Source organism: Symbiobacterium sp. (assembly GCF_040797425.1).
Classification (GTDB): domain Bacteria; phylum Bacillota; class Sulfobacillia; order Symbiobacteriales; family Symbiobacteriaceae; genus Symbiobacterium.
In genome coordinates this window covers 1-14,642 of sequence record NZ_JBFNEH010000030.1, presented here as the reverse complement: position 1 = coordinate 14,642, position 14,642 = coordinate 1, and the positions used below count along the sequence as shown (strand labels likewise).

Below are 14,642 nucleotides of genomic sequence, written 5' to 3'. Positions count from 1 at the left end.
ACCCGGGTCTCCCTGTCTGCGGAACACCTCTGCACGTGTAGCTACATACCGGCCAGTGCGACACGGAGCAGCGCGGCCACCGGCCCGGGCAACACGCCCAGGACCAGCGTGCCGACCGTGGCGATGGCCAAGACCACCTGGGCGGCGGTGCGCGTGTTCGCCTGGGCTACCGCTCCCTCCTCTGCCGCCGGCGCCTCCTGCGCACGGGTGAAGGCGGTTCCGATCACCTTCAGGTAGACGTAGGCGGAAATGCCGGTGGAGAGGATGAGACCCGTAAGCACGATCCAGGCGTCGCCCCGGACGGCGGCGATGGCCAGCAGCACCTTGCCCACGAAGCCGCCCGTGGGCGGGACGCCGGCGAGGCCGAAGAAGAGCACGGCCAGGCAGACGCCCACCCAGGGCTCGCGGTAGAAGAGCCCCTTCAGGTTGGCGAGCTGGGAGCCGTCCACCCCCTGCGCCTCCAGGAGGCGCACCACGGCGAAGATGCCCATGACGGCGAAGCCGTAGGCGGCCAGGTAGTAGGCAGCCGCCGAGAGCCCGTCCAGCCCGAGGCCGGGAATGGCCATGATCAGGTAGCCGGCGTTGGCAATGCCCGAATAGGCCATGAGGCGCTTCAGGTCGCTCTGCCAGATGCCCACCGTGGAGCCCAGCATCATCGAGGCGAAGGCCAGAATCGAAAGCGGCAGCAGGAACGACGGCTGGTACTGAACCGGAACCGCCGCCACCAGCAGCCGGGCCATGGCGGCAAAGGCCGCCGCCTTGGTGCCGATGGCCATGAAGGCGGTCACCGGCGTCGGCGCGCCCTGGTAGACGTCGGGCGCCCAGATGTGGAAGGGCACCAGGGCCATCTTGAAGCCCAGGCCCACGATGGCGAGGCCCACGCCCACCTTGTAGTACAGGCCGACGGTCCAGGCGCCCTCGCTGCTGTACGCCCGGGCGGCCTCGGCGATGCCGGCAAGCGACATGGTACCGGTGGCGCCGTAGATCAGGGCGAAGCCGAAGAGCAGGAACGCGGCGGCCACCGAGCCAAGCACGAAGTACTTGAAGGCCGCCTCCCGGGCCTGCATGCGCTCCGGTGCGAAGGCGATCATCACGTAGAGCGCCAGGCTCAGCAGCTCGATGCCCAGGAAGATGATCATCAGGTTGCCGGCGCCGCCCAGGAGCACCATGCCCATGGCGCCCCAGAGCAGCAGGGCCAGGTACCCGGAGTTGTCCTCGTGTACCCGCCCGATGGAGAGCAGGGTGGCCAGCAGGGCCGCGACGAGCAGCACCCCGCCGTAGACCGCGGCGAAGCGGTCCATCACCAGCATGCCGGCAAAGCCGGTGGGCTCCGAGACCCCCTGCCAGAGCGGCAGCAGGTAGTAGCCCGCCACGAGCACAGCGCCGGCCGCCGCTGCGTACATGAGCCCCTGGATCTTCTCATACTTGAACAGCAGGTCCAACAGTAGGATCAGCAGCGCCCCGGCGGCCAGCGCCAGGAGCGGCGCCGCTATCGTGAAGTTGAGATCGACTGGCACGCGAGCCCCTCCTTACATGACCACCGGGTGCTTACACGTAGAACACGTAGTACGCGACCACCAGCACCACGCCGCAGAAGACGGTAAGCGCGTAGGAGCGGACCAGGCCGTTCTGCCAGCGGCGGAGCCGGCCGCCCAGCTCCCGGGCGAGGACGCCCAGGCCGTTCACGATGCCGTCGACGGCCTTCGGGTCGAACAGGTCGCCCACGAACTCGGCCACTGCCCTGGCCGGACGCACGAAGGCGTAATCGTACAGCGTGTCAACGTAGAACATGTTGTACAGGATGCCCGGCTTGTACTGCGGGTCGAGCTCCAGCGCCCGCCGCACACCGTCGGGCCGGTACAGGTACCAGGAGATCAGGCCGCCCACCAGGGCCACCGCCACCGAAAGCCCGGCCACCACCCAGTTGATGGGCTCGTGGTGCAGCTCCAGCGTCGGGAAGGCCGGCTCGAGGGCCGAGAGCTGGTAGTGGCCGAAGAAGAGCCAGCCCGAGACCACCGACAGCACGGCCAGGATGGCCACCGGCCACTTCATGGCCGCAGGCGTGGCGTGCTCGTGCTCGGCGTGCGCCTGCGGCTCCAGCTGCGCAGCCCGGGCCTTCTTCTTACCGACCGCCTTCACCTGGGGCACATAGGCATCGCCCAGGAAGACCAGGCTGTAGAGGCGCACGTTGTAGAAGGCGGTCATGCCGGCGGCCAGCACGGCGATGGCGAACAGGGCCCACTGCCCGTGCTGGAACGCAGCCAGCAGGATCTCGTCCTTGGAGAAGAAGCCCGAGAACGGCGGCAGGCCGATCAGGGCCAGCGCCGCGAGGCCGAAGCAGATGGCGGCGAACCGGTCGCGGTACCAGAGGCCGCCCATGTGCCGGATGTCCTGGTCGCCGTGGTAGTGGTGCACCACGATGCCGGCGGTGAGGAACAGCCCGGCCTTGAAGAAGGCGTGGGTGAAGAAGTGGAAGTCGGCGGCTACGTAAGCTCCCAGGCCGTTGCCCAGGAACATGTAGCCGATCTGCGAGAGGGTCGAGAACGCCAGCACCCGCTTGATGTCGAACTGGCCCGCGGCCACCAGGGCGCCGAAGAGGGCGCCGAGGCCGCCGATCCACGCGACGGTCAGCGCTGCGCCCGTGGCCACCTCGTAGAGCGGGTGGGCCCGGGAGACCAGGTAGACGCCGGCCGTCACCATGGTGGCAGCGTGGATCAGGGCGGAGACCGGGGTCGGGCCTTCCATGGCGTAGGGAAGCCAGGTGTGCAGCGGCAGCTGGGCCGACTTGGCCACGGCGCCGGTGAGCAGCAGGATGCCGATCAGGTTCAGCGTCGCGACGCTGACCTGCCCCTGGGCGATGGCGCCGAAGACGTCATCGAACTTGAAGGAGCCGAAGTTGGCGTAGATGAAGGCGATGCCGGCAAACAGCCCCGCCTCGCCGATGACGTTCATGACGAACGCCTTGATGGCGGCGTTCTGCGCCGAGGGCTTCGTGAAGTAGAAGCCGATCAGCATGTAGGAGGCGAGGCCCACGCAACCCCAGCCGATGGCCATGCCGGCGAAGTTGTCCGAGAGCACCAGCATGGACATGGCGAAGATGAAGAAGTTCATCTTGGCCATGAAGCGGCCGTAGGACTCGTCCTCCCGCATGTAAGCCGTCGAGTAGATGTGGATCAGGAGGCCGGCGCCGGTGACCACCAGGGCCCACCAGAGGGAGAGCCCATCCGCCACCAGGCCGAGGTCCAGGAGGCTCCCCCACGAGGTGAGGGCGGAGCGGATCGGTTCGGGTTCGGCGGCGCCCCAGTACTGCACCGCCAGGGCCACCGTCATTGCGAACGAGGCGGCGACAGAGCCGCAGGCCACCCAGGACACCGTGGTCTTGGACCAGGTGTTCCGGAAGTAGCCCACGACCGCCGCGCTCAGGAGCGGAACGACGACGATGGCCGGCAGCATCCAGGCGAGGTTCATGGTCACACTTCCTTCCCGGGTGGTTTAGAGCTTCAGGTCGGTAACCTCGTCCACGTCTGCGTGCTCGCGGCGCCTGAACAACAGCACCGTGAGCGCCAGGCCGATGGCCACCTCGGCCGCGGCGACGGTGATCACCAGGAAGGCCATGATCTGGCCCTCGTAGCCGCCGTGCGCCCGTCCGAAGGCGACAAACAGCAGGTTGGCCGAGTTGAGCATCAGCTCGATGGACATGAGCATGGCCAGCGGGCTGCGCCGGACCAGCACGCCGATGCCGCCGAGGGCGAACAGGACGGCGGAGAGGGCAACGTAGGCATTCAGCGAGAATGCAGGCATGGGCTCTCTCCTCCTCCCTACGCCCTGTGCCGGCCGACCAGGATCATGACCCCGATCACGGCCACCATCAGGACGAATGCAATCACTTCAAACGGGAACACGTACGTGGTGAGCAGCTCGTGGCCGAACTCGCCCACCTGGCCGAACTGCTCGGGCACCGCGGTCCAGCCCCGGTTGCCCTCGGCGCCGAAAAGGCCCACGATGCCGAGCATGACCAGGAGGGCGCCGCCCACCGCGAAGCCGGCGATGGTGGGCGGAGTGAGCTTCCCCACGTCTTTCTCCACCGGATCCTTCCGGGCGGAGAGCAGTGCGATGACGAACAGGAACAGGATCATGACGGCGCCGCCGTAGACGATCAGCTGGATCACAGCCAGGAACTCGTTCTGCAGGCTGAGGTAGAGCGCCGCCAGCCCGATGAAGCTGAACACCGTGGCGATGACCTGGTGCACCGGCTGCCGGGCCAGGATCACCCCGACGACGCCGGCGATGGCCATCAAACCCGCAAGGATAAAGACCAGGTTCATGAGTTCACCGCCTTACGCCGGAACGGGGGGTAGACGTTGAGGGGCACCTTGAAGCCCGAGGGATTCCGGTTGAGCAGCTGATCCTTCTGCAGCACCAACGACTCGCGGGTGAAGTTGGCCAGTTCGAACTCCTGCGTGAGGTGCAGGCACTCCGTGGGGCAGGCCTCCTCGCACATGCCGCAGAAGATGCAGCGCAGCAGGTCCACCTGATACCGGTACCCATAACGCTCGCCGGGGCTGTGCGGATGGTCCGGGTCGTTCTCCGCCGCCTGCACCGTGATGGCCGCCGCCGGGCAGGCCACCTGGCAGAGCTCGCAGCCGACGCACATCTCCAGGCCGTTCTCGTAGGTGCGCAGCTCGTGCCGCCCCCGGAAGCGCGGGGCCCGGGTGCGCTTTACGTAGGGATAGTCAATAGTACTCTTCTTGCGGAACAGAACCTTCAGGGTCGTCGCCATGCCCTTGGCGATTGCCGTGACTGCATTCACGAATCAACACCTCCCTGCCCGCCGGCTAGCCCCAGAGGGCCACGTAGATGGCCGTGCCCACCAGGTTCAGGGCCGCCACCGGGAGAAGCACCTTCCAGCCGAAGACCATCAGCCGGTCGTAGCGGAAGCGGGGGAAGGTGCACTTGATCCAGTAGAGCACAAACAGCAGGAAGCAGACCTTGATCAGGAACCAGACGAACCCGGGGATCATGGCGAGGCCGAACCACGGGTTGTAGCCGCCGAGGAAGAAGGTGGTGGTCAGCACCGCGGCGTTGACCGCATGCGTCAGCTCGCTCAGGAAGAAGAGGCCGAACCGCATGCCGCCGTAGTCGGTGTGGTAACCGCCCACCAACTCGGCGTCGCTCTCCGGCAGGTCGAAGGGGGTCCAGCCGGCCTCCGCCAGGGCGGCGGTGAAGTAGACCAGGAAGCCCAGGAACTGCGGGAAAAGGTTGATCACGTTGCGCTGGGCGTCCACGATGTCGAACATGCTCACCGAGCCGGTCATCAGGATCACGCCCAGCAGCGCCATGGCCATGGCCAGCTCGTAGGAGATCATCTGGGCGGTGGAACGCATGGAGCCCAGCAGACCATACTTGTTCTGCGAGGCCCAGCCGCCCAGGGCCACGCCGTAGACGCTCATCGACGTGATGGCCAGCATCACCAGTACGCCGGCGTTGGGGTCGGCCATCGCCGACCACTCGCCCCGCGGGGCCCAGGGAATGACCACCCAGACGCCCAGGGCGCAGAAGAAGGCGATGATGGGCGCCAGCCGATAGATGATCGGGTCAGCCTTCTCGGGGATGATGTCCTCCTTGAAGAGCATCTTCACCACGTCGGCAATCGGCTGCAGCACGCCCCAGGGGCCCACCTTGGTCGGACCGACCCGGTACGAGAAGTAGCCCAGGAACTTCCGCATGAAGAGCAGGAAGATGGCCACGACCAGGGTCACGGTCACGGCAAGGACCAGCGCCTTCACGACCAGGAGCAGCACCGTCATCCACATGTTCATGTCAGTCCGCCACCTCCACGGCCAGCTTCGCCACGGTGACGGCCACCGGGGCGGCGCCTCTGGTCAGGGCATTTACGGGCGCGGCGCTCAGGCGCCGGATCGCCTGCACGGTGCCCGGGACGACCCGCCGGTCGATGGCCGCGGTGAGGCTCAGCTTCGCCTCGCCCGCCGCCAGCTCCACCCGGTCGCCCCTGGCGATTCCGAGGCGGGCGGCGTCGTCGGGGTTGAACAGGGCCGCCGGCTCGGGCAGCACGTGGTTGAACGCACTGTCGAACTGCGCCGTGGAGCCGCCGGCATAGAGCCGGTGCACCGGCACCAGCCAGAGCTGACCCTCGCCGAGGGCTGCGGCCGTCGCCTCCGCCGCCGGCCCCTGCAGCAGCGTGGTGGGCGCCCCCTTGAGAACGGCACCTTCCTCCAGCTTGCCGACCAGCCGGGCCATCTCGGCGGCGGTGGCGGCCGGAGAGGAGGCGATCTTCACCCCAAGGGCGGCCGCCAGGGCCACGAGGATGTCGCCGTCCGCCTGAGCCTGGCCCTCCGGCCGCTTGGCGGCCTTCACGGTCTGCACGGCGCCGTCGAGGGCCGTGTACGAGCCGGTCTTCTCGCCCAGCGCCGCGGCGGGCAGCACCACGTCCGCCAGCTGGGCGGTCTCGTTCAGGAACAGGTCCACCGCCACCACGAACGCCTTCTCCAGCGCAGCCTGGACCAGGGTGCGGTCGGGGTAGGTGTTCATCAGGTTGGCGCCGGCCAGGTACAGAGCCTCGATCTCGCCCTCGGCCGCGGCCTTCAGCATGGCGCCGGTGTCGAGGCCGGGCTCGGTGGGCAGGTTCCGGTTAAGCCACACGTTCGCCACCGCCTCGCGGCTCTTGCTGTCGGCCACGTTGTAGAAGCCGGGCAGGTAGCCGGGCAGGACGCCCATCGCCTCGGCGCCGCGGCTGTTGTTCTGGGCGCCGGGCACCAGGATCGAGACGGGATTGCCGGCGGTCTTGAGGGCCGCCGCCAGCTCCAGCAGCGCCCGGCCGGTCTCGGCGTTCTCGCCGCCCCAGACGATGGCGACCCGCTTGCCGCCGGTGAACAGGGCGGCCATCTGCGTAAGCGCTTCGGGGTCGAACTCGGACTTCGGCGCCTTCCCGCCGGCCACGACGGCGGCCAGGCTTCTCAGCGCCGCGGCGGTCTGGCCGGGCCTGAGCTGCATCCGGGCGTGGCGGCCCCGGTACCGGGGCAGCACCGAGCCGATGACGGCGATCTTCGCCAGCTTGCGGTCGGCCATGCGCCGGATGCGCAGGTCCATCACCGGGGCGGTCTCGGCCGGGTCCACGTCCACGACGAGAATGGCCTCGGCGCTGGAGAGGTCGGCCTGCCGGCCCGGGTAGGCGCCGACGGAGGCGACGACCTGGCCGTCCACCCGGTGGTCGACGTTGTTGGTCTTGAGGGCGAGGCGGGCGAACTTGCCGAGCAGGTACGCCTCCTCGTTGGTGAGCTTCCCGCCGCCGATCACGCCGAAGCCCCGGCCGCCCTTCTGGGCCGCAACGGCCTGGAAGCGCTCGGTGATCACGCGGAAGGCCTCGGCCCAGGTGACGGGCACGAACTGGCCGTCGCGCTTCACCAAGGGCTGTGTAAGCCGCTCGCCGGCCTGCACATACTTGTAGTTGAACCGGCCCCGGTCGCAGAGCCAGCCGTTGTCGATGGCCGGGTTCTCCCGGTTGGTGAGCCGGAGCAGCTGGCCGTGCCGGAACTCCAGGTTCACGTTGCAGCCCACCGAGCAGCCGGTGCAGACCGACGGCACCTTGGAGAGGTCCCACGGCCGGGCCTGGAACCGATAGAGCTCAGAGGTGAGGGCGCCCACCGGGCAGAGCTCGATGGTGTTGCCGCTGAAGTACGAGTTGTACTCCTGGCCGTCCATCGTGGTGATCTTGTTCAGGTGGCCGCGCTCTTCGATGATGAGGTTGCCTTCGGTGGCGACCTCGTTGTCGAAGCGGACGCAGCGCCGGCAGAGGATGCAGCGCTCGTTGTCGAGGACGATGAAGTTGCCGAGCTCGACGGCCTTGTCCTTGCGGACCTTGCCGTCCACGAGCCGGCTGGTGGTCTGCCCGTACGCGAAGGTCAGATCCTGCAGGTCGCACTCGCCGCCCTTGTCGCAGACCGGGCAGTCCAGCGGGTGGTTGAGCAGGAGGAACTCCAGCACGCCCCGGCGCAGGTCGGCGACACGGTCGGTCTGGGTGTGCACCACCATGCCGTCGGTGACCTGCGTGGTGCAGGCGGGCTGGGGCTTGGGAATCTTCTCGATCTGGACCAGGCACATACGGCAGACGCCCACGGGGTCCAGCTTCGGGTGGTAGCAGAAGACGGGGATGTCAATGCCCACCGACCTCGCCGCCTCCACCAGGAGCGTGCCCTTGGGCACCCGCGCGGTGCGACCGTCGATGGTGACGGTGACCAGCTGCTGCTCGCTCACGCCGGCCGCACCTCCTTTGCGCGCTTGATGTAGCGGTCAAGTTCTTCGGGGAAGAGCTTCAGCAGCGAAACGGGGAACGTGGCTGCGGCGTCCGAGAGCACGCAGATCGTGGTGCCGGCCATCTGGGTCTGCATGTCGGCAATGACCTTCAGGTCGGCCTCGGTGCCGCCGCCGGCCTTGATGCGTTCGAAGATCCGCTGGAGCCAGTGGGTGCCTTCCCGGCACGGCGTGCACTGGCCGCAGGACTCGTGGGCGTAGAAGCGCGTCCAGTAGAGCGCCACATCCACCAGGTCCACGGTGTCGTCGTAGACGATCACCGCCGCGGTGCCCAGAAGCGACCCCGCCGCCGCCACGGACTCGAAGTCCATGGGCACGTCCAGGTGCTCCGGGGTCAGCATCGGGGTCGAGGAGCCGCCGGGCTGCACCGCCTTCAGCTTCCGGCCGGGCCGGAGGCCGCCGGCGATTTCGATCACGTCCCGCAGCTTCACGCCCATGGGCAGCTCGTAGTTGCCGGGCCGCTGCACGCAGCCGGAGACGGTGAAGAGCTTCGGGCCGCACGACTTCGGGTTGGACGGGTTGGCCGTGATCTTGGTGTACCACTCCCAGCCGTTCTTCACGATGTGCGGCACGTTGGAGATGGTCTCCACGTTGTTGATGATGGTGGGGCAGCCATAGAGGCCCACCACCGCCGGGAACGGGGGCTTCACACGCGGCTCGCCGCGGCGCCCCTCCAGCGAGTTCAGCAGGGCCGACTCCTCGCCGCAGATGTAGGCGCTGGCGCCGCGGTGGACGGTGATCTCCTGGCTGAAATCGGTGCCCAGGATGTTCTTGCCCACGTAGCCCTTCTTGCGGGCGTCCTCAATGGCCTTCATGAGAATCTCCGCGCCGCGCTTGAACTCGCCGCGGATGTAGATGAACGACTGGCTGATGCGGTTGGCGTAGGCGGTGATGAGGATGCCCTCGATCAGCTGGTGCGGATTGGCGTAGATGAGGGTGCGGTTGTTGCAGGTGCCGGGCTCAGACTCGTCGGCGTTGACGCAGAGGTAGCGGGGCCGCCCGTCGTTGGGCAGGAAGCTCCACTTCACACCCGCCGGGAAGCCGGCGCCGCCGCGGCCGCGGAGGTTCGCCTTCTTGACCTCCTCCACGATCGCCTGGGGCTCCATGGTGAGCGCCTTGCGAAGTGCCTGATACCCGCCCTGCGCCTCGTACACATCGATGTTGGTCAGGTCGACCTTCCCGATGCCCTTTGTGAGCACAGGTTCAAACTGCATCGCTTCTCTGCCTCCTCGTTACTCGCCCTTCGCCGGCGCCGGAGCCTCGCTGGAGGACTCGGCCGGCGCGGCCGCAGCGGCCTCAGCCGCCGCGTCGGGGGCAGGACCGAAGCCCGGCCACTCGTCCTGGTTCTCGCCGTTCATGAGCGGCAGCTTCTCCAGGAAGCGGTCGGGGCCCTCGCCGGAGCGCAGGGCAGCCACCAGGGCGTCGAACTTTGCGGGGGTCAGCTTCACGACGTACTCGCCGTCCACCTGGATCACCGGAGCCAGGTCGCACGCGGCCAGGCACTCCCCCGTCACCTCGAGGGTGATCAGGCCGTCGGGCGTGGTCTCGCCCGCCTTGATGCCCAGGGTCTGCTCCATGTGCTGCACGAGCTTGTCGCCGCCCGCCAGCAGGTGGCAGGCCATGTTGCCGCAGACGGTGATCAGGTACTTTCCGATCGGCCTGCGCTTGTACATCGAGTAGAAGGAGCAGACCGACTCGACGTAGGCAGGGGTAACGCCGCAGATCTCGGCGATGGCCTCGATGTCGGAGAGGGCGACGTAGCGCCCCTCCCGCTCCCGCATGGCCAGGTGGAGCAGCGGCAGGATGGCCGACTGCTCGCGGCCCTCGGGATAGCGGCGGAGGATCTCCGCCACCTCCTCCTTGCAGGTCTCCGGCCACCGGGGCGGGTGGACCTCCTGAATCGTGGCCTTCTTCTGGTGCTCAGCCATTTAGCGGTCCACCTCCCCGAAGATGGGATCGATGGTGGCGATGGCGCCCACCACGTCAGCGAGCAGCTGGCCGCGCAGGAGCAGCGGCAGCGAGTAGACGGCGTAGAACGAGGGCGGACGGACCCGCACCCGGAGGGGCTTGTTGCCGCCGTCGGAGATCACGTAGAAGCCGATCTCGCCCCGGGGCGACTCGATGGCCTGGTAGACCTCGCCCGCCGGAACGTCGAAGCCGTGCTGCACCAGCTTGAAGTGGTGGATCAGCGCCTCCATGGAGTGCTTCAGCTCCTGCTTGGGCGGCAGCACCAGCTTGCGGTCGTCAATGATGTACCGGTCATCCCAGGGCAGGTTGTCCAGCGCCTGGCGGATGATCTTCAGCGACTCGAACATCTCGTCGAAGGTGATCGCCACGCGGGACCACGAGTCGCCGTCGGTGTAGACCGGCACCTTGAAGTCGTAGTTTTCGTAACCCAGGTACGGGTAGTACTTGCGCACGTCGTAGTCCGAGCCGGTCACCCGCAGGTTCCGGCCGGTGAGGCCCCACTTGAGGGCGTCCTCGTAGGTGATGACGCTCACGCCCTTGGACCGGTCCATGAAGATCGGGTTGTAGAGCATCACGTCACGCAGCTCCTGAATCCGGCTCGGGGCCAGCTTCAGGAAGTCCTCCACCATCTCCTTGAAGTTGTGGGGCAGGTCGTAGGCCAGGCCGCCCACCCGCATGTACGAGGGGTTCATGCGCTGGCCGGTGGTGTGCTCGAAGATGTCGAGGATGCGGTCGCGCAGCTCGAACGCCCAGAAGATGGGCGTGCCGATGTTGCCGTAGTCCAGGCCGCCGGTGCCCAGTGCGACCAGGTGGGAGGCGATCCGGTTCAGCTCCAGCAGGATCACCCGGGCCACCCGGGCCTTCTCGGGGATGCGGTCCTCGATGCCCAGCAGCTTCTCCACCGCCAGGATGTAGCCCGTGTTGTTGGAGATGGGCGCGAGGTAGTCCATGCGGTCCATCACCGTGGTGGCCTGGTTCCAGGTGAGGTTCTCCGCGGTCTTCTCGATGCCCGTGTGCAGGAAGCCGGTCTCGGGCTCGGCGTCGACGACGGTCTCGCCCTCCAGCGTCAGCTTCACCCGCAGGACGCCGTGCGTGGCAGGGTGGTGCGGGCCGATGGAGAGCGTCATCCGCTCGGGGCGCTGCTCCTCCTTCTCCAGCTCTTCCGCCATGTTCACCCTACTCTCCTTCCTTGGCCGGCTCTGCGTCGACGAACGGGTGGTACCGGTTCTCGTCGGCGGGCATCTCCGGCTTGATGAGGGCGCGCGGGCCGCGCAGCGGGTAGTCCTTCCGCAGCGGGTGCCCTTCCCAGTCGTCGGGATTCAGGATGCGGGTCAGGTTCGGATGGCCCACGATGTTGAGGCCGAACTGATCCCAGATCTCCCGTTCGGCGGCAATCGCCATGGGCCAGATGTGGCTCAGGGTGTGCACAGGCTCCTTCTCGGTGAGCTTCACCCGAATCCGGATCATCCCGAGGCCCTTCTCGCCCTTCGGGTCTTTCTCCGGCATCTCCCTGAGGTGGTAGACCAGTTCGAACCGCGGCTCCCGCTTCGGCCAGTAGTCGGCCGCGGTGATGTCGACCAGCATGTGGAAGCCCCGCTCCTTCAGCCACCGGGCCACCGACTCGTGCACCGCGCTGGCGACGTAGACCTGCGGGATCTGATCGTTGGTCGGCGGGATGACCTCTACCTGGCCGGGGAAGGCCTCGAGCAGGGCAGGGATGACCTCGTGATTCACGCGCTCCCGGGCGGCGTTCACCCGGTCCTGCATCGCGTTGTTAGCCACGGACGATCACGCCTCCCCTCGGGTCATCCTTCCGGATGCGGTCACGCAGCTTCTGCACGGCGTAGATGACCGCCTCGGGGGTCGGCGGGCAGCCGGGAACGTAGATGTCCACCGGCAGCAGGTTGTCCACACCCTGCATGACGGCGTAGTTGTCGAAGATGCCACCGGAGCAGGCGCAGGCACCGAAGGCCACGACCCACTTGGGCTCCAGCATCTGGCTGTAGACCTGCTTGATCACCGGCGCCATCTTGTTGGAGACGCGGCCGGAGATGAAGATCAGGTCGGCCTGACGGGGCGAGGCGCGGAACGCCTCGGAGCCGAACCGGGCGATGTCGTAGCGGGGTCCGGAAGCCAGGTTCATCATCTCGATGGCGCAGCAGGCCAGGCCGAAGGTCAGCGGCCAGATCGAGTTGGCCTGCGCCCACCGCAGGAATCCATCCACAGTGGTGGTGAGGAAGCCACCCTGGTCTGTGAAGACGCCGTCAGCGCTCATCGCCAGTTGAAGCCTCCCTTCTTCCAGACATAGGCGTAGCCGATGGCCAGCACCGCCATGAAGGTGACCATCTCGACGAGGCCGAAGGCGCCCAGGCTGCGCAGGTTGACGGCCCACGGGTAGAACGACGCCGTCTCGACGTCGAACACGACGAAGAGCATGGCCACCAGGTAGAACTTCACCGGGAACCGCCCGGTGAACGGGGCTGTGGGATGACCGGACTCATAAGGCTGCAACTTGTACGGCTCGGGCCTCTTCCGCCCGAAGCTGGTGCCCAGAATGCTCATGGCCGCCGCAAAGACCAGCGCCACGAGCAAATAGATGAGCAGGGGCAGGTACGGGTGCATTCGCCAGCCTCCTTCTGGTTACAATAGACTGTAACGGACGCGCAGGATTGTGAATGACTGAACAAATCCGGCCTACCCAACCAGACCTTGGTCTTGCGTACCTGGTCTAAAGTACAGCCGACTCTACCTAGACAGTATACCAAGGTGCCACAGCAAATGTCATCCCGTTTGTGAATGTGTGCTCAAGCAAAAAACGGGCATAGAGCCAGTTGATGCCTCTTCCGCTTGGTTTCCGGCCCTTGGTGACCGTTCCTGAAGGGGCTAACGGCGGTATCCTTGCCCATTATATCCAGGCACTAGGTGTAATTCTAAAATATCTTCGGCCTCGACCAATGATAGTAGAACCTGCAGGACACGGTCAAGCCACGAAGCCGCCGGAACCGACTGCGCCGCCACCAGCTCCACCCAGCGCTCGCCGCCGCTCTCTCCCGGCGTTGCCACCCGGGCCCGGCCCACCACCTGCCCGGCCCGCACAGGGGCCGGCACGGAGGCCGCCAGGTCGACCTCCATCCGCGGCGGCTCAGCGGGCTGCGGCAGCACCACCGCCAGCTCCCGTCCGAAGCTGACGGGCACGCTGCGGCGCTTTCCGCCCTTCACCGGCAGGTGGACCAGCACCTCCCCGGCCCGCCCCAGCCGGGCCACCTGGAAGTTCCGGAACCCCCATTCCAGGAGGGCAGCCGACTCCCGCCACCGGTTGGAGGCGCCCAGCACCACGGCGATCAGTTTCTGCTCGCCGCGGGTGGCGCTGGAGATCAGGCAGGCCCCTGCCGCATCGGTGGTGCCCGTCTTCACGCCGTCGGCGCCTTCCAGCCACGTGAGCAGCCGGTTGGTGTTGTAGAGCACCACCTTGCGCCCCAGTTCCTCGTAGGTGAGCTCCTTCACCGGGGTGGCCACGATCTCCGCAAAGAGGGGGTTCTGCAGCGCCGCCCGGGTGATGACCGCCAGGTCGTAGGCGGTGCTGAGGTGCTCCGGGTGCGTGAGCCCATGGGGGTTCACGAAGTGGGAGTTCCTGGCCCCGAGCCGCCGGGCGCGCTCGTTCATCAACTCGGCGAAGTCCTCCACCGATCCGGCGATGGCCTCGGCGATGGCCACGGCCGCGTCGTTCCCCGAGCGCAGGAGCAGCCCGTACACCAGGTCGTGGAGGGTGTGGACCTCCCCCTCCCGCAGGTACATCGAGCTGCCCGGCGTGGTGGCCGCGCGGCGGGAGATCCTCACCTTGGCATTCAGGTCGCCCCGCTCCAGGGCGATCAGGCCCGTGAGGACCTTGGTGGTGCTGGCCGGGTGGAGCCGCGCGTGGGCGTTGTGCGCCCAGAGCACGTCCCCCGTGGCGGCGTCCAGCAAAATCGCCCCGTTGGCCCAGAGCCGGGGCGGGGGTTCCACCTGCTGGCGGAAGTGTTCGATGAGGGGAACCGGTGCAGCCGCCGCGCCGGCGGCCGGCCAGCCTGTGGCGGCCAGCGCGAGCAAGGCTGTGAGCAAGCGAACAATCCGACGCACAGCGCGCCACCTCCATCGGGTAGTATGGAGCGGCGCGTGTGCGCGCTATCCCCCGACCGGCGGCCGCATGAAACGTTCCAAACGCTGCCTGCGCCGGGCGGCGCGTGTTGGTCCGGCCGTGTACGGCCGGACCAGTCTACCCGCTCTTCTTGATATGCAGGGTATACGGGCCGCCCTCGAGTCCGTAATCCACGGGCTCGCCGTTGATGGTGAGCGAGAAGCTGTTCACG

The 14,642-nt window shown here is 67.4% G+C and carries 14 protein-coding genes; all 14 read right to left on the bottom strand.

Annotation, left to right across the window (positions count from 1 at the left end):
* Nucleotides 1-41: 41 nt before the first annotated feature.
* The 14 genes from AB2385_RS10565 to AB2385_RS10500 all read right to left on the bottom strand — a co-directional run bounded on the left by AB2385_RS10565 (nt 42) and on the right by AB2385_RS10500 (nt 14,412).
* The gene (locus AB2385_RS10565; RefSeq protein ID WP_367654954.1) at nt 42-1,517 is read right to left on the bottom strand and encodes an NADH-quinone oxidoreductase subunit N; all 1,476 of its coding nucleotides are present in this window, start codon (nt 1,515-1,517) and stop codon (nt 42-44) included.
* 31 nt (nt 1,518-1,548) lie between these two features.
* Nucleotides 1,549-3,468, bottom strand: coding sequence for an NADH-quinone oxidoreductase subunit L (gene nuoL / locus AB2385_RS10560; protein ID WP_367654953.1), 1,920 nt, complete (start codon nt 3,466-3,468; stop codon nt 1,549-1,551).
* Between the two features lie 24 nt (nt 3,469-3,492).
* Nucleotides 3,493-3,801 carry an NADH-quinone oxidoreductase subunit NuoK gene (nuoK, locus tag AB2385_RS10555; protein ID WP_367654952.1) on the bottom strand — a complete coding sequence of 103 codons (309 nt, stop codon included), beginning with the start codon at nt 3,799-3,801 and terminating at the stop codon, nt 3,493-3,495.
* A 17-nt stretch (nt 3,802-3,818) separates the two neighbouring features.
* Nucleotides 3,819-4,325, bottom strand: a complete 507-nt coding sequence (locus AB2385_RS10550; protein WP_367654951.1) for an NADH-quinone oxidoreductase subunit J — start codon at nt 4,323-4,325, stop codon at nt 3,819-3,821.
* On the bottom strand, nt 4,322-4,810 hold the full coding sequence (gene nuoI, locus AB2385_RS10545; protein ID WP_367654950.1) for an NADH-quinone oxidoreductase subunit NuoI: 489 nt from the start codon (nt 4,808-4,810) through the stop codon (nt 4,322-4,324). Before nuoI ends, AB2385_RS10550 begins: the two co-directional genes overlap by 4 nt.
* A gap of 25 nt (nt 4,811-4,835) precedes the next feature.
* Entirely contained in the window at nt 4,836-5,819 is a 984-nt protein-coding gene (nuoH, locus tag AB2385_RS10540; RefSeq protein ID WP_367654949.1) for an NADH-quinone oxidoreductase subunit NuoH, read from the bottom strand.
* 1 nt (nt 5,820) lies between these two features.
* Nucleotides 5,821-8,271 (bottom strand): NADH-quinone oxidoreductase subunit NuoG, encoded by a 2,451-nt coding sequence (gene nuoG, locus AB2385_RS10535; protein WP_367654948.1) that lies wholly within the window; start codon nt 8,269-8,271, stop codon nt 5,821-5,823.
* The gene (nuoF, locus tag AB2385_RS10530) at nt 8,268-9,542 is read right to left on the bottom strand and encodes an NADH-quinone oxidoreductase subunit NuoF (protein ID WP_367654947.1); all 1,275 of its coding nucleotides are present in this window, start codon (nt 9,540-9,542) and stop codon (nt 8,268-8,270) included. Before nuoF ends, nuoG begins: the two co-directional genes overlap by 4 nt.
* 18 nt (nt 9,543-9,560) lie before the next feature.
* Nucleotides 9,561-10,256 carry an NADH-quinone oxidoreductase subunit NuoE gene (gene nuoE, locus AB2385_RS10525; RefSeq protein WP_367654946.1) on the bottom strand — a complete coding sequence of 232 codons (696 nt, stop codon included), beginning with the start codon at nt 10,254-10,256 and terminating at the stop codon, nt 9,561-9,563.
* On the bottom strand, nt 10,257-11,465 hold the full coding sequence (gene nuoD / locus AB2385_RS10520) for an NADH dehydrogenase (quinone) subunit D (protein ID WP_367654945.1): 1,209 nt from the start codon (nt 11,463-11,465) through the stop codon (nt 10,257-10,259). It abuts the gene before it with no gap.
* Nucleotides 11,466-11,472: 7 nt separating this feature from the next.
* Nucleotides 11,473-12,078: an NADH-quinone oxidoreductase subunit C gene (locus AB2385_RS10515; RefSeq protein ID WP_367654944.1), complete on the bottom strand. Its 606-nt coding sequence runs from the start codon at nt 12,076-12,078 to the stop codon at nt 11,473-11,475.
* Nucleotides 12,071-12,571 (bottom strand): NADH-quinone oxidoreductase subunit B, encoded by a 501-nt coding sequence (locus AB2385_RS10510; RefSeq protein WP_367654943.1) that lies wholly within the window; start codon nt 12,569-12,571, stop codon nt 12,071-12,073. The genes AB2385_RS10515 and AB2385_RS10510 overlap by 8 nt, the downstream gene beginning before the upstream one ends.
* On the bottom strand, nt 12,568-12,918 hold the full coding sequence (locus tag AB2385_RS10505; RefSeq protein WP_367654942.1) for an NADH-quinone oxidoreductase subunit A: 351 nt from the start codon (nt 12,916-12,918) through the stop codon (nt 12,568-12,570). The genes AB2385_RS10510 and AB2385_RS10505 overlap by 4 nt, the downstream gene beginning before the upstream one ends.
* Nucleotides 12,919-13,179: 261 nt before the next feature.
* Nucleotides 13,180-14,412, bottom strand: coding sequence for a D-alanyl-D-alanine carboxypeptidase family protein (locus tag AB2385_RS10500; RefSeq protein WP_367654941.1), 1,233 nt, complete (start codon nt 14,410-14,412; stop codon nt 13,180-13,182).
* Nucleotides 14,413-14,642: the final 230 nt, after the last annotated feature.